Below are 19,800 nucleotides of genomic sequence, written 5' to 3' on the forward strand. Positions count from 1 at the left end.
TTAATTCCACCTTAAAAACAATTAAAAAGGAGATAAAACCTTAGACCTCTATAGGTTCTAGCCACTTATACTCAACGCGAAATGCTCCGGAAATATATCCGGAGCATTGTTTTTATATGCTTTTTTTATTTTGTGTTAAAGTTCTCGTCGAACTTTTCGTTCGGTGTTTGTGCATTGCCTTGGATTTTATTGCGACTGGAGTTTTGAACTTTTTGCGCTACTACATTGGTGCTGCCTTGATCTGTTGCAAATTCTTCGTCATACTTCTCATTAGGTGTTTGGAAGTTGTCTTGAATTTTATTTTGTTCAGACTGCTTTACCTTTTGAGAAACAACGCCTACCGTATCGTCTTGTGCAAATTCCGTTTTAAACTGATTTCCGGTGTTTGCCTTAAAGCCTTTGTTCATAAAAGAATTTCCGCCTTGATTTGGCATATTATTCAACCTCCCAGTATGGTTTGCGGGATAAGCTTATCCCGAAACATAGTATGTGAAGTGAGGAAAAACAATATGCAAGGATTATATGGAAGCATCCAGTGTCTCGGGCGGAATGGTCTTATGCGTTTCTATCGCCTTTTGCAGGGACTTTATCATTTTTTCCGTACACTTTCCGTTTCCTTTTTTTATAATTTGAACATCCACATCTTTCTTGCCCCATTCAGAATACACCTGTCGGGTTGTTTTAAAATACAAGTCAATTTTATTGCCCTTAATCGCTGAACCTGTATCTGCTACAATCCCGTAGCCGTAACCTGGAATGTACAAAATGCTGCCCAATGGAAACGTCTTGGGATCAGCCGCAATCGTGGACAGTGTATTCTTGTCACGTCGCACTTTTACACCGGAATACGTAATACCGTAACCGGGATGATTCGGCCGTTTGCCAGTGGATTCATAGCCTGCTGTATATCCTGTTGCCGTGACCGTCATGGTCGTAATCACCTGCTCTTCACGTGGAGCTAAAACAGGTGTGGACTGCCATTTCTTATGCTGGACCGGTTCTTTGTGACCGTAAACCTCATTGCTGGGCAATACCAGGCAGATTGCGATGAATATGGTTCCTAAAATTCGTTTCCATACCAACATGGATCTCATAAAAAACCTCCCCTTGAGGCAAAGGCTTTCCAGAAATCCATGAGTTTATACGAACGGTTGATTATTTTTGAACATCCTGACCTGGATAAAGTTTACTCAGCTTCACTTTGTCTTCAAAAATATGCAGGAGCGTCCGCACAATAGGGGTGTGCTCATCGTCTGTATGCAATATAATGGAAGCAGGAGATATCGAAATAAGGGTGCTGACAATTCGATCCTCGACCTCCATCTCCAGTTCAATACCCGGCATTTCTACAATAATGTCATCTGCATCAGGAGTCGGTATGGGCACCATGGCATTATCGAGAATGGTGAAATTATGCCCACCTTGGTGAAGTACATGTACGAGTGGAACTTTGCTCTCCTGAAAAAACACAAAATATTTAAGCAACCCCATAAATTCTTCGTATTGCCGATCTGCCCAGAATTCTTCCATGGCATAGTCAACGATTTCTTCAAGCTCTTTTTTATACGCATGCAGTCTAAATTGAATAAGCCCTTCCAAATTGATCACATGAAGCTCCCTGAAGTCCCTTTCCAGGAGAGTGGTCAGCTTACCGTGGCGTTTGAGACGCCCTCGGGGACCGTCATCATTTAACAGTGAGCGAATCATGCTCCGAATTTGTTCAACGTCCTCTTTCTCCAGCAGAGAACAGGCTTTGGTGAGAATAAGATCGAGTATCCCCCACTCCCTAACTTCAATAATATAATCCGCTATTGCCGAAGCCATGATGCTGTATACACAGGGAAGAAAGCTTTCAAACGCCGAATTGCTTTCAGTGCCCTTGCAGGTCCATGCCACTTTGTTGTCAAGCTGTCTGAAAGTGAATCGAAATCCGCGCCGTGACATATGTAGTCCCTTGGTTCTACTTTTGACCACTTCATAAAAACGGTCGGTTTCCTGATCCCCGTCTGTATTGGTCCACACTGTAAACAGTTCCATTGGCTCACTCCTTTCGATCACTGCTTTCAGTATATGGCGGCCTCTGAAGGGTTATACGAAGTGAACGACTGGAAACAGAAAGACATACGAACAAAAGAGGCTGATCAGGTTTCAAAGAGGTGTTAAGCGTGTTATAAACAATTACCGTGATAAGTAAAAATCGAAAGACGTTTGAATATTTAGGATGGGGTATGTTAAGGTTATAGTGATATGAATTTTTCACAAGAGGGAGGGATAAGATGTCAACGATGCTGAACATGCTGCGTACATTCATAATCGTCATATTGAGCTTCGTTCAGATTTTGTCCCTTCCTGTAACGTTCCACGCGGAAGACACCACTCAATCCCTTCAGTTTACTGCAGAATCATCACTTATGCTTCATGACGATGTTACTTCGTTAGAAACGGACACCCACGGGCTGGAGCATCATTCCAAACCAGCGGTACGCAAATCCTCCCCGTTACTGCATCTGGTGATTGCTGCGACCAAATCACTTCCCTTTGTCATTCTGATAGCGCTTGTGCTGCTATTGAGCATCCCCAAGCTACGTCTGCCTTTTATTCCAGTTATCTGTAAGCTAAAGAAGCAATTGTTCTTGTTCCCCATTAAATTTACCTCTAGTTATGTGGCTTAACCCCCTTTTAGCATGCACATCACCACATGGCATGTCTTTTTGTTAACTTTTCCTATTCATTTCATGTATGAAATTTAATATTCCATTTTTTAATAAAAATTTGATATTATTCTATTTTTGAGGTCACTTTCAGAGTATGTGATTTATTTCTCATATCATTCACTTAAATAAACGTATTATACAGGAGGCTTTATACATGGATATTCGAGAGTCTATTTTGCCAGGAATCGGAATGAAGTATCGAATAGATGCGGAGAGCGGCGATCGAATTGTCATTATTATTCATGATGATGGCAGACGTGAGCTATATCACTTTGATTACGAGGATCTGGAGCAAAGCATTTCTATGACAACCCTGAATGATCAGGAAGCACGAATGGTAGCCTCCATAATCGGTGGCATGACGTATAAGCCCAAGCAGCTTGAAAGTGTAGAAATGACATTTGACGATTTTATTATTGAATGGTACAGAGTGGAATCACACTTTGCAAGTGTTGGCAAATCCATCGGGGAGCTGGATGTAAGACAAAACTCGGGGGCCACGGTTATTGCGATTGTAGAGAAAAAGGGAAAAAAATATGTAAATCCCGGTCCCGAAGTGATGATTAGCGATGATGCTACTGTAGTTGTTGTCGGAGAACGTGACCAGCAAAAACGCTTTAAACAAATCCTTATGAACGGAAGCGGGTGATTGGATGGATCATCTGGTATTTGAGGTAGGATTGGCCATCGCTTTAATAGCTGCAGCCGGACTGATTTCCTCCAAACTGCGCTTCTCGGTCATCCCTTTTTATATTCTGATCGGAATGGCAGTTGGACCGCATGCGATGGAGCTATGGCATTTTGATTTTCGGTTTATCGAAAGCGCCCCTTTTATTGATTTTATGGGCAGAATCGGAGTGCTGTTTCTTCTCTTCTACTTAGGACTGGAGTTCTCAGTTGGCCGATTGATTAAATCAGGTCGTTCCATTGCCGTGGGCGGTACCATTTATATTGGCATTAATTTCACATTGGGGTTGGCTCTCGGCTTTCTGAGCGGCTTTCCTGTAGCAGAAACACTGGTTATTGCCGGAATTACGACAATATCATCCAGTGCGATTGCAGCCAAGGTGCTGGTTGATCTCAAGCGTACCGCCAATGCTGAAACGGAAATGATTTTAGGCATCATTATGTTTGAGGATGTTTTCCTCGCCGTCTACATCTCCATCCTCTCCGGAATAGTTCTTAGCGACTCTTCCTCACTCGGGGGTGTACTGCTATCGGCACTCATCGCGCTTGGCTTTATGCTGGCAGTTATTATCATCGGTCGAAAAGCCGTCCCTCTGCTAAATCGGATTCTCCGTATCCGCTCCAATGAGGTATTCGGACTTGTTGTTTTTGGCTCTCTGTTCCTGGTGGCTGGTTTTTCGGAAACGATTCATGTCGCGGAAGCTATAGGAGCCTTGTTGGTTGGTCTGGTACTGGCTGAAACGGAACACGCCAAACGGATTGAGCATTTAATTGTTCCTTTCCGCGATTTCTTCGGTGCACTGTTCTTCTTCAGCTTTGGATTATCCATTGATCCGTTGTCCCTAGGGGGAAACGCCGTATGGCTTGCGCTGGCAGCCGTCCTTCTCACCCTATTCGGTAACATTTGGGCGGGTATGCTAGCTGGGCGCACAGCTTCCTTATCTCCCAAAGCATCCGTAAATATCGGCCTGACTATTGTCGCGCGAGGCGAATTTTCGATCATCATGGCCAACTTGGGTAAAGAGGGCGGTTTGCTTGATATAGTTCAACCCTTTGCAGCCATCTATGTGCTCATACTAGCGATTCTTGGGCCGCTTCTGACCAAACAGTCAAAGCCTATTTTTAATATGTTAAACAAAATATTTAAATTCAAGGACTCGCGCGTACGAAAGGAAGAAAGCAAATCGGCGTAAAAGTAAAAGCTAGATACGACAATCCATAGGAGGGAAGGCTATGCTGCACGCGGTAAAACATGCCGAAGCTCTATGAGGCGGTTTGTGAGGCCAGCTTCAGGAGATGCGAGCAGGTTCCCTGTCTTTTATACGGTGATTGGCGGAATTACCGCATCCGTCGGTCTGGAATTGTTTCTACATCCGCACGATATGATCGCTGGAGGCGTCACCGGAATCTCCAGACTCATGTCGCTTTATACAAAGGAGCATTTTGGGTTACTGCTATTCGTTTTGAACTTGCCACTAATGCTGCTGTATTCTTTGTCTACTCACAAGCCCATGCTGCTTCGTGCACTCCCTGGTTTGTTTGCCTTTTCAGGCTCAGCCATCATTCTCTCACCTTTTCCGGCAGTGAGCGGGCATCCAGTGGTATGCGCTTTGGGAGGCGGAATCTGTATTGGACTTGGCGCAGGACTGGCGGCTCGTCACGGTGGGCTGCTTGATTCACTAGGACTCAATGAGTCTGACGATGGTCGTCCTTCTACTTTGATGCTAACCCATCGGAAAATTCCGTTAATACAGATTGTAATGTTGTGTAATGGTGTGCTGCTTATTACGGCTGGCTTTGTGCTAGGCTGGAAGCCAGCTCTCTATTCTGCCTTATCCTGTCTCGCTGCTTATGAAACGACCCGGCTGATGTTTACCGGTCTGAGCCGTATGGTTTGTGTTGTCAGCAAAAAACAGCAAGCTGTCGAAGATGCCATACATCGCAGGCTGCGCTTACACAGCACACCTATTAGAAGCTCTACCCTAATAGAGGGCAAGACGAAAAGCCAATCAGATAAAAAAGAACAAATGGCTACCATTTACAGCGTTCATCTCCTGGATTTGCAGCGTTTTAAGACAGTCATTCAAATGGCAGACCCTGAGGCTGAGATCATGTATATGAAACGATGGGAACAGTAGCTAAGCCAAATATATTTACCGTAATACAAAGAAAGTATGATACTGAAGGATTTTCATTCTTCAGCACAAAAACGCTTATCTTCACTATCCTTGTACATGGAATAGTGAAAGATAAGCGTTTTGTAACGTACGTTATATTAGCTAATTCTAATTTTGCATAATAAAGTCATGTTCAATGCTGCTAGCACTGTCAAAAGTACGAATAATATCATAACGGGTATTGCGCTGTGCCGGAATGTGGCCCGTCTCGCGGATCAGCTGTAAAATGGATTCAATGTTAACCTTGTACGTTGCTCCAGCAGCGGAAACTACGTTTTCCTCAATCATGGTGCTGCCAAAATCATCGCAACCGTAGTACAGCGATTTTTTACCGATTTCTGGTCCCATAGTTACCCACGAAGACTGGATATGCTTGATGTTATCCAAAACAAGACGACTGATCGCTACAGTCTTCAAATATTCCTCTGGCGTCTGGCGTTCCTTCTTCAGGTTGGTGTTGTCTGGTTGGAAGGTCCAAGGAATAAAGGCCAAAAATCCTTCAGAGTTATATTTGTTTTCAATGCATTCGTCCTGAGCATCACGGACACGCAACAAATGCAGCGCACGCTCCTCCATCAACTCGCCAAAGCCGATAACCATCGTAGCTGTCGTGTTCATACCAACCTTGTGAGCTGTTTGCATAACATCCATCCAATCACGCCAGGAGCCTTTGAGACGGCTGATTTTGCGGCGTGTGCGGTCATCCAAAATTTCTCCGCCCCCACCTGGGAGAGAATCCAATCCAGCTTCATGAATAGCCCGGATCGTATCTTCCATGGATAAACCGGATTTCTCCTTCATTTTGTGAATTTCAGCTGGGGAGAAGGAATGCATCGTGATATTGGGAAAACGTTCCTTAATAGCTTTCAGCAAATCGGTATAATAGCTGAACGGCAGATTTGGATTTACACCGCCTTGCATTAGGATTTCGGTGCCACCTACATCCTGCGTTTCCTTAATTTTTTGGAAAATCACCTCATCCGGCAAAACATAGCCTTCATCGGAACCCGGTCTACGGTAAAAAGCGCAAAAACGGCAGTATACGTCACACACGTTCGTATAGTTAATATTTCGTCCGATGACGAAGGTTTTAATGGGATCAGGATGCATGCGATTCATGACTTTATTGGCCGCATGGCCTATTTTTTCAACCTCGTCTGATTCGAACAAAGCTACAGTATCCTCTAAATTCAGGCGTTCGCCACGTAGGGCTTTATCTAAAATATGGTCGATTACACTCATGGTGTATCCTCCTTCGCTGTCACAGGGCGACGAAATGAAAGACAGGACTTATGAATGAGAATGCTTTCACAAACCTGCGTTCGAACCCTGTCGTAATGTATGTTCATGACTAGCCTTGTATGTTGTCTGTGCTATTTAGCATAGTAAAACCTAATGATAATACTAACATATCTTTAGGTAAGGAACCATACTTATTCCCCCTGTATATAGAAAACAGCAAGTCTCCTGAATATCGGAAACCTGCTGCTGAGGGCTACACATATTTGCTTCCTTCGGAAAATGCCATGATGCTGCGGGTGTGCTAACGCACTAGCACAGCGCCTCATTCAGATCGCTGATCAGGTCATCAATGTCCTCCAGACCAACGGAGAAACGAAGTAGTCCGTCCGTAATCCCGCGCTCCAAGCGTACACTTTGCGGCATAGCCGCATGTGACATCATAGCCGGGTACGACAAGATACTTTCCACTGCTCCAAGACTCACCGCCACAATGGGAATGCGTACACGACTGAGGACTGCTTTGGCACGCTCACCAGAACCTACATCAAACGATATCACTGCACCATACCCACTGGATTGGCTCTCATGAACTGCACGCCCTGGATGGTTCTCCAACCCCGGGTAGTATACCGCTTCAATATCATTGCGCTCGTTCAGCCAGTTTGCGAGTTTGGCTGCACTTTTTTCGCTATGAGCCATACGCGCCTCCAGTGTCTTCATCCCACGCATAAGCAACCAAGACTCTTGCGGAGCCAGCACGGTACCCAATCCATTCTGAAGCTGCTTGATTTGTCTTCCCAACGATTCGGTACGAGCTACCGCAAGTCCTGCCAGTACGTCACTGTGTCCACCCAAAAACTTGGTCGCACTGTGCAATACAATATCGACCCCCTGCTCGATCGGGCGTTGATAATAAGGTGTCATAAAAGTATTATCCAATAACGTCAACAGCCCATGATCCCTTGCCCAAGCGGTTATTCCAGCTACATCGGTAATTTTGAGTGTCGGATTAGAGGGGGTTTCCATATACACAGCTCTTGTATTTTCCTGCAACGCCTCTTTTACAAGGTTGAGATCCGTCATATCGACGAAGGTTGTTTCGATATTCATTCGTTTCAAGATGGAGGTCAGCAGACGATATGTCCCTCCATATACATCTTCCGAAACAATGACATGATCTCCAGCCGATAAGAGCATAAATGTTGTGGAGATAGCAGCCATGCCTGATGCAAAGGCAAAACCACAAGCTCCGCCTTCTAATAAGGCAATATAATCTTCCAAAGCTTGTCGTGTCGGATTGCCTGAACGGCTATAATCATGTTGTGGAGGATTAAAAATATCATGATGATGAAAGGTTGAAGCTTGATAGATCGGGACGCTCGATGCCCCAGTAACACTGTCAATTTCAGAGCCAAAATGCAACAGCTTGGTTGCGAATTTCCGTTCTTTGCCCAGATCTACTTCGATTCCCCTCGCATCCTCTATCATTGCTGCTCCCCTCCTTCTACTTCTTGACGTGCCGCTTCCAGTGCCGAACGCAAATCTTCAATCAGGTCATCTGTATGCTCAATGCCTACCGAGAAACGCAGAAGCCTGTCATCTACCCCGACTGCATCCCGGATTTCTGCTGGTATGTCCGCATGTGTCTGCACAGCGGGATAAGTCATTAGCGACTCCACACCACCCAGACTTTCGGCAAACGCAATAAGCTTAATATGACGAAGCAAAGGCTCCACATAGCGAGCATCCTTTACTTTAAAAGAGAAAATCCCTGTATTTCCGCTGGATTGTTTATTTTGTATCTCACGACCCGGATGACCTTCAAGCCCCGGGTAAAATACTTCTGCCACTGCCGGGTGCGTCAATAAATAGTTAGACAACACTGTTGCATTATGCTCATGTCGATCCATACGCAGTGCTAACGTCTTCATCCCCTTCATCAACTGATAGCAGTCGCTTGGCGAAAGCACGGCTCCTATGGAATTGTGCAGAAAGGAAATCTCAGCTGACAGTTCTTTTCCTTTGGAAACAATCAACCCTGCCAGCACATCGTTATGCCCACCCAAATATTTGGTTGCGCTATGTACCACAATATCCGCGCCCAGTTCCAATGGTCGCTGGAAATATGGTGTTAGCAGCGTATTATCTACAATTGTAAGCAACTCATGTTGCGATGCCCATGCAGCCACCGCCTGAATATCAGTAATCATCATTAACGGGTTTGTAGGCGTTTCTATGAATACAGCTTTGGTATTGGGTCGACATGACTGTTGGAGTGCTTCAAGATCGTTTGTATCCACATAGCTTGCGGTCACACCAAATTTAGATAAAATACGCTCCAGCAAACGGTAGGTCCCGCCGTAAAGATCCAGCGATACAATGAGGTGGTCTCCCTGTCCAAACAATGCAAATACAGTTTGCAGCGCTGCCATACCTGAACTGCAAGCAAAGCCTGCATCACCAGATTCGAGTGCAGCAGCAGCCTCTTCCAATACCTTTCGCGTGGGATTAATCGTCCGAATGTAATCAAACCCAGTGCTTTGACCCAGACGGGGATGGCGGAACGCTGTAGATTGGTAAATCGGGTAATTCACAGCCCCGGTTACTGGCTCCTCAATGGAACCGATTTGTGCCAATCTGCTTTCGATTTTCCACTGTTTCTCACTCATATGAATCCTCCTGTTCACTTCCATAGTAGGTGCTATAACATATGCTGCAAAAATGGATGTCTAAGACTATACTGCTGCACTACTGCAAGGTGGTACTGTGTAAGGGTAAACGACAAGCCCCTTTTTAAATCTGGGGTCCGATATCATAAGGTGTTTCTTGGTATACATAATAGTTAAGCCAATTTGAAAATAATAAATTGGCATGAGCCCGCCAGATCGAGGGCGGTATGCGTTCAGGATCGTCGTTAGGAAAATAATTTTTGGGGACGTCAACATCCAGTCCTTTGGCCACATCGCGGTCGTATTCCCATTTCAGTGAAAGCGGATCATATTCTGAATGCCCTGTTACAAAGATTTGTCTACCATCAAGCGTGGCTACCAGGTACACTCCAGCTTCCTCGGATTCGGATAAAACCTCTAATTCGGCGATATGGTCAATATCTTCCCGCCGAACTTCCGTATGCCGAGAGTGAGGAGCATAAAACAGTTCATCAAAGCCGCGTAGCAGTTTCACTTTAGGTTTAATAACGGTGTGTGGGAATACCCCAAAGCATTTGCTGTCGAGCCCGTATTTTGGAACATTGAAATGATGGTATAAGCCTGCCTGTGAGGCCCAACAGATATGCATGGTCGAAGTAACATTTGTTTTCGTCCACTCAAAGATTTGCCGGATTTCCTCCCAGTAGGTCACATCCTCAAACTCAAGTTGTTCTACAGGGGCTCCTGTAATAATCATGCCGTCAAAACGACTGTTCTTGATCTCATCAAACGTTTTATAGAACATATTCAAATATTCTTGCGATGTATTTTTAGATACATGAGACTTCATATGCACCAACGTGACATCCACTTGCAACGGCGTATTGCCGACCAGACGCAACAGTTGAGTTTCTGTTGTTTCCTTTGTAGGCATCAAATTCAAAATGGCGATGCGCAACGGACGAATATCCTGATGATAGGCCAGGCTTTCATCCATTACGAAAATATTTTCGCCCTCCAGTACTTCCTTAGCAGGCAGTGTGTCTGGAATTTTAATCGGCATGTAAACTCACTCCTTGATCGGTAAGTTGTGCGAAAATCGTCTGGTAGAGATGCCGGGCATATAATAAAAAGACCTTTCTCGGTTAGAGAAAGGTCATATTTGTATCCATATGCGCCTCTCTCATCTGTCAGGGCTGCGCTCTTTGTACAAAGCGCGAGTCCTGCAAGAATTAGCACCGTGCGATTAAAATCGCCGGTTGCCGGGTATCATCGGGCTAGTCCCTCCACCTGCTCTTGATAAGATTTCGCTATATTCATTTTGCGTTCACAAAGTTCTTGTTGTTCACTTTAATGCATCGGCTGGGCTTCGTCAAGATGGGTTTGTAAATTTGTATCCTGCATTCACCTTTTGTCTACCTTTTCCATAGGTTAAATCATATCCCCTTATCGCAGAAGCTCATATGATTGCTGTTCATTTAGCCCTTGATTTTGCGCTTGAAAGGCCGTAGGTCGAGCGTTATACTATACAAGTGCTAATAGGCAAAAATATGGTGCAGCAGTGTAGTTGAGAGTGTTTTCTGCGGTACTGTGGCAACCTAAAAAAGAACATTTGTGAGGTGAATCCGGAATGGAAGGCGACCCGAGTCCGAATAGGCGGCGATCCCTGAACAACAGCATAGGAATGACTTCAGCTTGCCGAAAGACGGGACGCCAGGCTCTGCATGCTCCAAAAGCCTCCTGCTTTTGATGTTATGCACGCTTACCCGAACCGGCTAACTGGCAACTGAGTCCATTCCTTATGCTTAAGGTAAACGTATTTCCGTTACGACGGAGCATAAGGAGTGACTATATATGAAAATCCGTTTGGTCAACAACGGGGTTTTTACCCCTGTCGAAGAAATTGAAATGGCGCTCACTGCACCGGCAGAAGGCTTTTATTGGATTGATGCCGATGTCGAGGATCTGGCAGTGCTTCAGCCCTTATTTTCCATGCATGATCTTGCAGTAGAAGACTGTTTGAGTGAAGAAGAACAGCGCCCAAAGATTGAAATTTATGAAAGCCATTATTTTATCGTTGTAAATAGCATTCGTTTTGATGATGAAGAAATATTTTTGCGTGCTTTAAATATTTTTCTCGGCCGCCATTTTATCATTACGGTGACCAAGCAGAAAATCAATGAGCTTCGTACCCTCAAGCCTTTGTTGTGGGAGCAGGAAGTCAGCCAGCCTGACCGTTTTATGTATCTGTTGATTGACTTGATCGTTGACAACTATTTTCTGGTTGGTGACCGGATTGAGGTTCGCATTGAAAAGCTGGAAGAAGACATTCTAATGCATACGAAAAAGTCGCATTTGAACGAAATCATCGGCTTGCGCAGTGAGATTCTGTGGCTAAAAAAAGTGCTCGGTCCGCAAAAGGAAGTCATTAACACCCTGAACAAACGGGATTTGCGACTGATCGACGATCAACTGCAAAAATATTTTAGCGACATTTATGAAAATGCTGTGAAAATTTCGGAGACTTTCGAAACTTACCGCGACTTGATGGGGAACCTTCGAGAAGCTTATCAATCAAGTATCGCCAACCGTGCAAATGAAATTATGCGTGTGTTTACGGCCATTACAACTGTATTTATGCCGCTGACGGTCATTACCGGAATATATGGGATGAACTTTGATAATATGCCTGAGCTTCATACACGTTATGGTTATTTTGTCGTCATCGGGATTATGGTGGCACTAGGTGTCAGTATGTTCTGTATTTTCCGCAAGAAGGACTGGGTTTGAATTTTTTCGGTTTTCAAGTTTGGTCATCAAAAGCAGCAGCCGTGTCCTGTGAGGAACTCGCTGCTGCTTTTGCTTTGTTGTACCTATTTGTACTACTTTATGACACTTCTATGCGTCTCTATATTATCCAACATGTCGATCAGGTACTTCCTGATGGCGGAACCGTATACGGACTAGTCGCAATCGCTCATAAATTTGATCCAGTCCTGCTTCCGTTGCTTTTTCTTCTCCATACACTTTTAACATAACGGGCTTGAGCAGCGTATCTCCCAACTCTGCATAAGCAGAACAGATGGCTGTTTGCTCCTCCTCAGACACATGTTCTAATTCCTTGTGGATCAACTTTTCCATATCCATTCCATCTCTATCCAAATGCTCCACAGCTTCAATCACTTCTTTACGGTGCAAGCCTGTCTTTATTCCGATATGCTCCAGTGAAAGACCATCCGCAATGCCTTCGATAATTGCTCTAGTCAGGCTAAACTTATTCAGTTCCTGTCTGTACTGGTTTTCTTTTTGCTTGTACAGCCATGACAAAAAAACTTCTTCTTCTAACGTTTCCGTTACCCAATCCAGCGGAAATGGCGTGGTTCGATCATTTTGCTTCGTTATAGTCAATAGCTCCGCCCCATATTGCGACACCTTACCCTGGCCCATACCGGGCAGTTCTAACAATTCTTCTTCAGTATGAGGAAGATAGACGCTGATGAGACGAAGCAGCCGATTTGTAGCGATAAAATAAGGTGCTTTTCGCTCAGTTGCTGCCTTTTGCCGTCTCCACATTGTCAATTGTTCATACACCTCATCACGTGGAAACAAATCACTATAGCAATAGAGCTTTTGTAGTGTTTGTCCTCGTCCTGATGATCCTTTTTGCTCATGAAAAACGCCATGAATTAAAGGCCTGTAGCCCTCAGCCATCTTGAGTGCCAGCTCATGACGGTATACATGCAGTAGTTCCTGCCACAAGCTGCCTTCATACCAAAGGTCGTCTATACTTTCATCGGGCACATGGTGTGTGCTCCAGCCTGCGCTCCATCTCCCTTCATGTTGCCCAATCCATACCTGTGCAAAGTCCTCACAGCCTTGTTCATTCCGTTTGGACAAGCGGTTTAAAAATACAATCTCCATGTTTCTTCCTCCCTTATATGGTTGAAATACTGACCCGCACAATACAAAAACGCAAAAAAAGCACCTATCCTGCGTATTCGCAAGAAAGGTGCTTCCCTTTTGATCCGTACTATGCTGTTGTCTATATGATAACCAGACCTTGGAGAACCGTCAACCACAAATTCTAAGAATTGAGCTTTTCCTTTGCCAAAGCCAAAGCACCGCACAATCCAGCATTGTCACCCAATCCCGGAGATACGATATATTGTTCAATTTCTGTAGTCAGACTCGAATGCTGTACGTATCCGTTCAAGAGTTTTTGAAGCTTGGTACGAATGAGTGGGAACAATTGATCCTGCTTCATTACTCCGCCGCCCATAATGATTTTTTGCGGTGACAGGATTAATACATAGCTCATTAAAGCCTGTGCCAGATAATGCGCCTCCATTTCCCAGGCTGGGTGATCAACAGAAAGCTCGTGTCCTTTTACCTTCCATCTTTTTTCGAGCGACGGACCCGCTGCCAGTCCTTCAAGACAATCTCCATGATATGGACATGCGCCCTCATAGTGATCCTCTGGATGACGACGTACCAGAATATGTCCCATTTCCGGGTGGGATAATCCATGTACCAGCTTTCCGCCAACCAAAGCACCCGCTCCGATGCCTGTACCTATTGTAATATACAGACAGTTTTCCAATCCTTTAGCCGCACCCCAAATGGACTCACCCAGCGCTGCTCCATTCACATCTGTGTCAAACCCCATAGGTACATCGAAATGCTCCTTCAGTTTGCCAATCAGATTGTAATTTCCCCAATGCGGCTTTGGCGTTGTTGTAATATAACCGTATGTATCACTGCCTTCGATAGGATCAATCGGTCCGAATGAGCCTACGCCCAGCGCTTCAATCCCCTTGCCTTCAAAAAATGCAATGACATTCTCCATAGTTTCTGCTGGAGTCGTTGTTGGGAAGCTAGCTCTTTCCAATACTTCCCCTCGTTCATTTCCAATTCCACATACAAATTTGGTACCGCCTGCCTCAATTGCTCCCAATACTGTCATAGCTGCTGTAATCCCCTCTCCCTGATCTCTATTAACTATATTCACCTGAAAAGAGCCTAAGGTCAATCCCCTTATCACAATTGTATAAAATCCTTCACATGGCTAAATATCTTCGCTGGCATAATTGCATACAAATAGGGACACTAGCGCACCGAGCGCCGCCAGCATCCCTATAAAACTTAGCCCACCTGAAATGTACATCTCAAGCTTAACAGTCTCATTATGATCCGGTTGCGACACCCATCAACGAACATAAGCTTTTCATTTCAAGCTGTTCAAATTTATCGACAATTTGCACGTGATCCAGCGTCAGCAGGCAGCTGTCTAAAGCACACGCAACAGGCACATCACAGTGAATTTTAGCAAGCTTGCGTGAAAGATGCAGCATATCCAAATCACTCTCGATCTTTTTACGGACCGATGGTGTCAATTGATCCAGATTTTCCAGAATGCCTTCAATGGAGTCGTATTCCTGCACCAGCTTGAGAGCCGTCTTTTCACCGATTCCCCGTACTCCCGGGTAATTGTCACTTGCATCACCCATCAAACCTTTGAGGTCAACTACTTGTCGCGGCTTAAGCCCTTTCTCAGACAGCAGCGTCTCCGGGGTATATACCATATAATTGCCATGTCCTTTTTTCATAATAATGACCCGTGTCCGCTCATCCACCAATTGAAGTAAATCATGGTCTCCCGAAAGAATCATGACATCCATGTCCTCATTTTGTGAATAATGGCGTGCGAGCGTACCGATACAATCATCCGCTTCAAAGCCTTCCGCCCCAATATTGGGAATGCCGAGGCTATCCGTCACTTCACGGATCAAAGTAAATTGAGGAATCAAATCGTCTGGCGCGTCAGCTCGGTTTCCTTTATATGCAGCAAAATGTTCCCCACGGAATGTTGTTCCGCCCATGTCCCAGCAGCAAATAACATGAGTAGGGTTATAGGTTTGAACTGCATCCCAAAAATATCGAATAAAGCCATATATAGCATTCGTGGGTACTCCAGCTTTTGTACGACGGATATAACCGTTTGCGGCGGTTGCATAATAAGCACGAAAAAGCAGAGCCATGCCGTCAACCAGCATTACGGATTGTTCATTGCGTTGTGTCACAGATTGTATTGCTCCATTCATCATAATATTTAACCCCCACAGTATAACATATTGTGAGGGTTAATTGGGCTCTACTGAGCTCCCCATGTCCCCTCAAATGTTTCCTCTTTGAATCCTACCGTTACTTTAGTCCCGTCGGTTACAATTGGACGTTTGATCAATCTTCCATTTGAGGATAAAAGCGAAATTTGCTCTTCACGGCTCATGTTTCCAAGCTTATCTTTCAGCTGTAACTCTTTGTATACTTCACCGCTTGTGTTGAAAAACTTTTTCAGCTCCAGACCGCTTTTATTAATCAAGTCTTCCAGTTCCTCCGGACCAGGCGGTTGTTCGAAAATAGGAATCAGTTCCGTCTCATGCCCCTTGTTGTGCAGCCATTTCACTGCATTACGACAGGTGCTGCATTTAGAATATTGATATACTTTCAGTTGGCTCATCGCTAGATTAACCTCCATTTGGTTTCAATCTCTTATTGAATATTCTATTCCAGATGATATTGAGCTCTTAACAGCTCTTGCATTGCAATCATATCATCCGGCAAAGGAGCGTAAAATGTCATCCGCTCCCCGGATGCAGGATGTACCAAAGACAATTCTGAAGCATGCAGGGCTTGTCGAGGCATTCGGGCATCAAGTTGATCATATTGCTCACGCTGCACAGCGTCATCGGGTGTAATCCGGTACATTTTATCTCCAATCAACGGGCACCCGATATATGTCATATGCACTCGAATTTGGTGCGTACGTCCAGATTCCAATTTTAGACCGATACGGCTTCCTCCGTTCCACACTTCCTCCAGCTTGTATAGCGTAAGTGCAGGATAACCATCTGGAGTCACCATACGCAAATGCGGATTATCCGGGTTGCGATCAATCGGTCCATCCACCCTGCCTTCCGGCTGCTCAGGACACCCATGCACCAGAGCTGTATAGCGCTTGTCCACCGCTCCCGCAATCATCTGCTCGGAAATATGCTGGTGAACATACGGATTTTTAGCTACAACCAGTACGCCCGTCGTCTCCTGATCAAGACGATGAACAGGACGAAACCGATACAGTTCTCCCTTGGTCTGCCAATAATACACGACCCCGTTAGCCAGTGTCCCTGTGTAATGACCGTGAGTCGGATGGACAATCATGCCCGCCGCCTTGTTCACCACTAACAGATGTTCATCCTCAAACAAAATCTCAAAAGGGATGGGTTCGGGTAAAATATCATCAGAACGCTCGCGCTCCATGCGAATCTCTACTCGATCCCCGGACTTCACCTTTTCACTGATATACACACGTTTCCCGTTCAACATGATCCCCTGTTCGGTCAGCTTGAGTTTGGATATTAGCTTGCGAGAGATATTCATACGCTTTTGTAGAATGGTCTTCAACAGCATGCCCTCCTCCTCAGGAGGGATTGTATATACGATAGGTTCATAATACAAGCTCATCACAAATTCCCGATTGCCTCCTTATTTGCGGAACACTTTTTTGCTGCGCACATATTCGACATCGGGCACACCCTGGCGTACATTCGCCGTGCGGGCTACAACAAAGAAATAATCGGACAGGCGGTTCAAATACCGACGTACCGCAGGATTGATATCTGTGTGCTTACCTAGTGTAACTGCACGGCGTTCCGCGCGTCGGCAAACCGTACGGCAAACATGTAATGTCGAAGATAAGGTGCTGCCTCCCGGAATAATAAAACGCTCCACTTTTGGATTTTCTTCCTGGCATGCATCAATCCAGCTTTCCAGCCGCTCTGCCAGCTCGTCTTTCACCTTGTATTTGCTTTCATTGATTTTTACAAACGCTAAATCCGAACCACAATCAAACAGCTCCTGCTGTATTTCCTCCAATTGAGTCCGAATATCCGCAAACTTCTCCCCTTCGGCAAAGCTGATTGCTTGTCCTACAAAGCTGTTCAGCTCGTCAATGGTACCGTACGCCTCCACACGGTCATCATCTTTGGACACTCGTCCGCCGATCACAGAGGTTTGTCCTTCATCACCTGTTCTGGTATAAATACCCATATCATTCTATCCCCTTTATTATTCCGTGAGTGCTTTCAGGACTTTGATGGCTTCTTCCTTATTGCTTGTGCGTGGCGGTATGGTTGCAAATAATGTGTTTGAGTTATATTTTAGGTCCTTAAACATCTTCATCTGCTTTACCGGAATTCCGTACAAATGAGTTTCTTTGATTACATCCGTTCCTTCTTCACCTTGCTCTTTTTTCTTAAATACGCCGCCCTCGAACACACCCCGGGTATACGTCTTTTTGTCAAAGGCATCATCTAACGGTAGATTCGAGCCATTCTGTCCATACAACTTCATATCCTCTTCCGGCAAGAGGAACAGATCATGCTCTCCGGCCGCATATTCTACGACCAGCTTCTGCTGGTTATACAGCGGGCTGACTGAAATCTCGATCGTCGGAGCCTGTTCGCCCAGCTTATCCTTAAGCTTTTGTGCCAGCTCGTCACGAATAGCTGAAGCATCCCCTTTATCCATTATAAATATGGAAAAGCTGTCTTTATCCCGTCCCCCACATCCAGCCAGTAGTATAAGTACCATTATTCCGATGATCCATGGCGATAGCCTTTTTAGCGCTGCTCTCATATGTACGCCCCCTCTTCCATGCCATTAATATATCATAAGTTGTGAACGCAAAAAAAGAAGGCCCTGCGGCCTTCTTCGTAGCTACGGTGACTCCACACAGTTACACCCTGCATTCGGTACCATACAGCTTCATATATTCATTGATTTTCAAATCAAGCTTGCAGCTAATCTCGATGACAAGATCAGAGGTGAAGGACTGCTCTTCCTGAAACGTCCGCATCATCTCATTGCGCAGGAACAAAATTTCATCTTCCAGGGAAATGTCGTATCCTATTGAACTCGGTGACTTATATCCAACATATGACATGAGCACTCCTCCTGTAATTGAAAAATTGAACTTCCTGCTTCCGATTTCAAATTATAGCATAGAAATTTAGAAATAAAAGACTATTTTCTATGAATTACCCATAAAAAAATAATTTTAACCTTCTTTTTTCACTTTTTCTACAAAGTGACCAATCCGATCCAAGGCTTCCGTTAACTGGGTAACAGAAGTCGCGTATGAGCAACGAAGATACCCTTCGCCTCCCAAACCAAACACATTGCCCGGTACAGCCGCAACTTTAGCCTCTGTCAATAGACGCTGTGCAAATTCATCCGAGCTAAGTCCTGTGCTTTGGATACTAGGGAAAACGTAAAATGCTCCTCTTGGCTCATGGCATTCCAGGCCGATCTCTCTGAATCCCTCAACCATCAGACGGCGACGCTGATTATAGGCTTCAACCATACGGTCTTTCTCACCCATACCATTTCGCAAGCCTTCCAGTGCTGCAACTTGCCCCATCGAAGGCGCACACATGACAGTGTACTGATGGATTTTGAGCATAGCAGCAATCAAATCAGGATGCCCGCATGTATAGCCAATACGCCAGCCGGTCATAGCGAAGGCTTTGGAGAAACCACTGACGAGAATCGTACGATCCATCATGCCTGGTACCGAAGCAAAGCTGACATGCTTATCGCCATAGTTCAATTCAGCATAGATTTCATCAGAGATGACGATCAGATCATGCTTTTCCACGATTTCCGCAATCGGAAGCCAATCTTCGTAAGTCATCGTAGCCCCGGTCGGGTTGCTCGGATAGCATAAAATCAGCACCTTGGATTTAGGTGTAATTTTTGCCTCCAGCGCCTCAGCAGTCAGCTTAAACTCATCCTTGGCAAACGTTTCAATGCCGACCGGAATCCCGCCTCCAATCGAAGTGATTGGCGAATAGGAAATGTAGCACGGCTCAGGTACGAGAATTTCATCGCCAGGCACAATTAGCGCGCGCAACGCGAGATCAATCGCCTCGCTACCCCCAACGGTCACGATAATCTCATTTTTAGGATCATAACGGACGTCAAATTGCTCATTCAGATAATCACTAATCGCTTCACGCAGCTCCGGTGTTCCCGCATTAGACGTATAGCTAGTAAAGCCCCGCTCCAATGAATAGACACAGGCTTCCCGCATATGCCAAGGGGTTGTAAAATCCGGTTCGCCTACCCCGAGGGTAATAATATCCTTGTTGCCACCCACCAGGTCAAAAAACTTACGGATACCCGATGATGGGATCTCGCGTACCAATGGGGATAAATAAGAACTCATGGCTTTGTTGTTGTCGGTAAATGCTTCTGTTTTGAGATTCATCATGA

The 19,800-nt window shown here is 45.1% G+C and carries 21 protein-coding genes and 1 riboswitch; of the genes, 5 read left to right on the top strand and 16 right to left on the bottom strand.

Features of this window, described 5'->3' with window-relative positions:
- Window positions 1-125: 125 nt before the first annotated feature.
- From ACQQ6X_RS09535 to ACQQ6X_RS09545, 3 genes are all read right to left on the bottom strand, one after another.
- A complete protein-coding gene (locus ACQQ6X_RS09535) occupies window positions 126-434 on the bottom strand; it encodes a hypothetical protein (RefSeq protein ID WP_305165138.1) in 309 nt (102 codons plus the stop codon).
- Window positions 435-518: 84 nt separating this feature from the next.
- The gene (locus tag ACQQ6X_RS09540; protein WP_305165139.1) at window positions 519-1,094 is read right to left on the bottom strand and encodes a 3D domain-containing protein; all 576 of its coding nucleotides are present in this window, start codon (window positions 1,092-1,094) and stop codon (window positions 519-521) included.
- A gap of 61 nt (window positions 1,095-1,155) precedes the next feature.
- A complete protein-coding gene (locus ACQQ6X_RS09545; RefSeq protein ID WP_305165140.1) occupies window positions 1,156-2,037 on the bottom strand; it encodes a putative sporulation protein YtxC in 882 nt (293 codons plus the stop codon).
- Window positions 2,038-2,276: 239 nt separating this feature from the next.
- Between ACQQ6X_RS09545 and ACQQ6X_RS09550 the strand changes: the two genes are divergently transcribed.
- From ACQQ6X_RS09550 to ACQQ6X_RS09565, 4 genes are all read left to right on the top strand, one after another.
- On the top strand, window positions 2,277-2,672 hold the full coding sequence (locus tag ACQQ6X_RS09550; protein WP_305165141.1) for a hypothetical protein: 396 nt from the start codon (window positions 2,277-2,279) through the stop codon (window positions 2,670-2,672).
- 196 nt (window positions 2,673-2,868) lie between these two features.
- Window positions 2,869-3,363, top strand: a complete 495-nt coding sequence (locus ACQQ6X_RS09555; RefSeq protein ID WP_305165142.1) for a cation:proton antiporter regulatory subunit — start codon at window positions 2,869-2,871, stop codon at window positions 3,361-3,363.
- Window positions 3,364-3,367: 4 nt separating this feature from the next.
- Window positions 3,368-4,594, top strand: a complete 1,227-nt coding sequence (locus tag ACQQ6X_RS09560) for a cation:proton antiporter (protein ID WP_305165143.1) — start codon at window positions 3,368-3,370, stop codon at window positions 4,592-4,594.
- A gap of 84 nt (window positions 4,595-4,678) precedes the next feature.
- Window positions 4,679-5,539 (top strand): YitT family protein, encoded by an 861-nt coding sequence (locus tag ACQQ6X_RS09565; protein ID WP_305165144.1) that lies wholly within the window; start codon window positions 4,679-4,681, stop codon window positions 5,537-5,539.
- A gap of 147 nt (window positions 5,540-5,686) precedes the next feature.
- Here ACQQ6X_RS09565 and mqnC read toward each other — a convergent pair whose 3' ends face one another.
- The 4 genes from mqnC to metA form a co-directional block, all read right to left on the bottom strand.
- The gene (gene mqnC, locus ACQQ6X_RS09570) at window positions 5,687-6,820 is read right to left on the bottom strand and encodes a cyclic dehypoxanthinyl futalosine synthase (RefSeq protein ID WP_305165145.1); all 1,134 of its coding nucleotides are present in this window, start codon (window positions 6,818-6,820) and stop codon (window positions 5,687-5,689) included.
- A gap of 309 nt (window positions 6,821-7,129) precedes the next feature.
- Complete coding sequence (locus ACQQ6X_RS09575) at window positions 7,130-8,308, bottom strand: aminotransferase class I/II-fold pyridoxal phosphate-dependent enzyme (protein ID WP_305165146.1); 1,179 nt, start codon at window positions 8,306-8,308, stop codon at window positions 7,130-7,132.
- Window positions 8,305-9,489: a PLP-dependent transferase gene (locus tag ACQQ6X_RS09580; protein WP_305165147.1), complete on the bottom strand. Its 1,185-nt coding sequence runs from the start codon at window positions 9,487-9,489 to the stop codon at window positions 8,305-8,307. Before ACQQ6X_RS09580 ends, ACQQ6X_RS09575 begins: the two co-directional genes overlap by 4 nt.
- Window positions 9,490-9,613: 124 nt before the next feature.
- Complete coding sequence (gene metA, locus ACQQ6X_RS09585) at window positions 9,614-10,531, bottom strand: homoserine O-acetyltransferase MetA (protein ID WP_063209915.1); 918 nt, start codon at window positions 10,529-10,531, stop codon at window positions 9,614-9,616.
- Window positions 10,532-10,648: 117 nt separating this feature from the next.
- A riboswitch (SAM riboswitch) is annotated at window positions 10,649-10,774 on the bottom strand.
- Window positions 10,775-11,322: 548 nt separating this feature from the next.
- Here metA and corA point away from each other — a divergent pair.
- The gene (corA, locus tag ACQQ6X_RS09590; protein WP_063209916.1) at window positions 11,323-12,258 is read left to right on the top strand and encodes a magnesium/cobalt transporter CorA; all 936 of its coding nucleotides are present in this window, start codon (window positions 11,323-11,325) and stop codon (window positions 12,256-12,258) included.
- A gap of 123 nt (window positions 12,259-12,381) precedes the next feature.
- On the opposite strand, the gene ACQQ6X_RS09595 is transcribed toward corA, so the two are convergent.
- From ACQQ6X_RS09595 to ACQQ6X_RS09635, 9 genes are all read right to left on the bottom strand, one after another.
- Window positions 12,382-13,389, bottom strand: a complete 1,008-nt coding sequence (locus ACQQ6X_RS09595) for an HRDC domain-containing protein (RefSeq protein ID WP_305165148.1) — start codon at window positions 13,387-13,389, stop codon at window positions 12,382-12,384.
- Window positions 13,390-13,552: 163 nt separating this feature from the next.
- Window positions 13,553-14,431, bottom strand: coding sequence for an ROK family protein (locus ACQQ6X_RS09600; RefSeq protein ID WP_149035910.1), 879 nt, complete (start codon window positions 14,429-14,431; stop codon window positions 13,553-13,555).
- Window positions 14,432-14,651: 220 nt separating this feature from the next.
- The gene (locus tag ACQQ6X_RS09605; protein WP_305165632.1) at window positions 14,652-15,548 is read right to left on the bottom strand and encodes a 5'-3' exonuclease; all 897 of its coding nucleotides are present in this window, start codon (window positions 15,546-15,548) and stop codon (window positions 14,652-14,654) included.
- A 71-nt stretch (window positions 15,549-15,619) separates the two neighbouring features.
- Entirely contained in the window at window positions 15,620-15,985 is a 366-nt protein-coding gene (locus tag ACQQ6X_RS09610) for an arsenate reductase family protein (protein ID WP_142611787.1), read from the bottom strand.
- Window positions 15,986-16,029: 44 nt separating this feature from the next.
- On the bottom strand, window positions 16,030-16,989 hold the full coding sequence (locus ACQQ6X_RS09615) for an RluA family pseudouridine synthase (RefSeq protein WP_305165633.1): 960 nt from the start codon (window positions 16,987-16,989) through the stop codon (window positions 16,030-16,032).
- A gap of 21 nt (window positions 16,990-17,010) precedes the next feature.
- On the bottom strand, window positions 17,011-17,574 hold the full coding sequence (locus tag ACQQ6X_RS09620; protein ID WP_025676377.1) for a cob(I)yrinic acid a,c-diamide adenosyltransferase: 564 nt from the start codon (window positions 17,572-17,574) through the stop codon (window positions 17,011-17,013).
- 18 nt (window positions 17,575-17,592) lie between these two features.
- Window positions 17,593-18,162 carry a hypothetical protein gene (locus ACQQ6X_RS09625; protein WP_305165149.1) on the bottom strand — a complete coding sequence of 190 codons (570 nt, stop codon included), beginning with the start codon at window positions 18,160-18,162 and terminating at the stop codon, window positions 17,593-17,595.
- Window positions 18,163-18,262: 100 nt separating this feature from the next.
- Window positions 18,263-18,469, bottom strand: a complete 207-nt coding sequence (locus ACQQ6X_RS09630) for an aspartyl-phosphate phosphatase Spo0E family protein (RefSeq protein WP_063209923.1) — start codon at window positions 18,467-18,469, stop codon at window positions 18,263-18,265.
- A 114-nt stretch (window positions 18,470-18,583) separates the two neighbouring features.
- Window positions 18,584-19,795, bottom strand: coding sequence for an aminotransferase class I/II-fold pyridoxal phosphate-dependent enzyme (locus tag ACQQ6X_RS09635; RefSeq protein WP_142611786.1), 1,212 nt, complete (start codon window positions 19,793-19,795; stop codon window positions 18,584-18,586).
- Window positions 19,796-19,800: the final 5 nt, after the last annotated feature.

Source organism: Paenibacillus ottowii, assembly GCF_050516475.1.
Lineage (GTDB): Bacteria > Bacillota > Bacilli > Paenibacillales > Paenibacillaceae > Paenibacillus > Paenibacillus ottowii.

Excerpts from the sequence above, each read along its gene's own strand:
- ACQQ6X_RS09535 (WP_305165138.1), bottom strand. The coding sequence starts at position 434 with ATGCCAAATCAAGGCGGAAATTCTTTTATGAACAAAGGCTTTAAGGCA.
- ACQQ6X_RS09540 (WP_305165139.1), bottom strand. The coding sequence starts at position 1,094 with ATGAGATCCATGTTGGTATGGAAACGAATTTTAGGAACCATATTCATC.
- ACQQ6X_RS09545 (WP_305165140.1), bottom strand. The coding sequence starts at position 2,037 with ATGGAACTGTTTACAGTGTGGACCAATACAGACGGGGATCAGGAAACC.
- ACQQ6X_RS09550 (WP_305165141.1), top strand. The coding sequence starts at position 2,277 with ATGTCAACGATGCTGAACATGCTGCGTACATTCATAATCGTCATATTG.
- ACQQ6X_RS09555 (WP_305165142.1), top strand. The coding sequence starts at position 2,869 with ATGGATATTCGAGAGTCTATTTTGCCAGGAATCGGAATGAAGTATCGA.
- ACQQ6X_RS09560 (WP_305165143.1), top strand. The coding sequence starts at position 3,368 with ATGGATCATCTGGTATTTGAGGTAGGATTGGCCATCGCTTTAATAGCT.
- mqnC (WP_305165145.1), bottom strand. The coding sequence starts at position 6,820 with ATGAGTGTAATCGACCATATTTTAGATAAAGCCCTACGTGGCGAACGC.
- ACQQ6X_RS09575 (WP_305165146.1), bottom strand. The coding sequence starts at position 8,308 with ATGATAGAGGATGCGAGGGGAATCGAAGTAGATCTGGGCAAAGAACGG.
- ACQQ6X_RS09580 (WP_305165147.1), bottom strand. The coding sequence starts at position 9,489 with ATGAGTGAGAAACAGTGGAAAATCGAAAGCAGATTGGCACAAATCGGT.
- metA (WP_063209915.1), bottom strand. The coding sequence starts at position 10,531 with ATGCCGATTAAAATTCCAGACACACTGCCTGCTAAGGAAGTACTGGAG.
- corA (WP_063209916.1), top strand. The coding sequence starts at position 11,323 with ATGAAAATCCGTTTGGTCAACAACGGGGTTTTTACCCCTGTCGAAGAA.
- ACQQ6X_RS09595 (WP_305165148.1), bottom strand. The coding sequence starts at position 13,389 with ATGGAGATTGTATTTTTAAACCGCTTGTCCAAACGGAATGAACAAGGC.
- ACQQ6X_RS09600 (WP_149035910.1), bottom strand. The coding sequence starts at position 14,431 with ATGACAGTATTGGGAGCAATTGAGGCAGGCGGTACCAAATTTGTATGT.
- ACQQ6X_RS09610 (WP_142611787.1), bottom strand. The coding sequence starts at position 15,985 with ATGAGCCAACTGAAAGTATATCAATATTCTAAATGCAGCACCTGTCGT.
- ACQQ6X_RS09615 (WP_305165633.1), bottom strand. The coding sequence starts at position 16,989 with ATGAGCTTGTATTATGAACCTATCGTATATACAATCCCTCCTGAGGAG.
- ACQQ6X_RS09620 (WP_025676377.1), bottom strand. The coding sequence starts at position 17,574 with ATGGGTATTTATACCAGAACAGGTGATGAAGGACAAACCTCTGTGATC.
- ACQQ6X_RS09625 (WP_305165149.1), bottom strand. The coding sequence starts at position 18,162 with ATGAGAGCAGCGCTAAAAAGGCTATCGCCATGGATCATCGGAATAATG.
- ACQQ6X_RS09630 (WP_063209923.1), bottom strand. The coding sequence starts at position 18,469 with ATGTCATATGTTGGATATAAGTCACCGAGTTCAATAGGATACGACATT.
- ACQQ6X_RS09635 (WP_142611786.1), bottom strand. The coding sequence starts at position 19,795 with ATGAATCTCAAAACAGAAGCATTTACCGACAACAACAAAGCCATGAGT.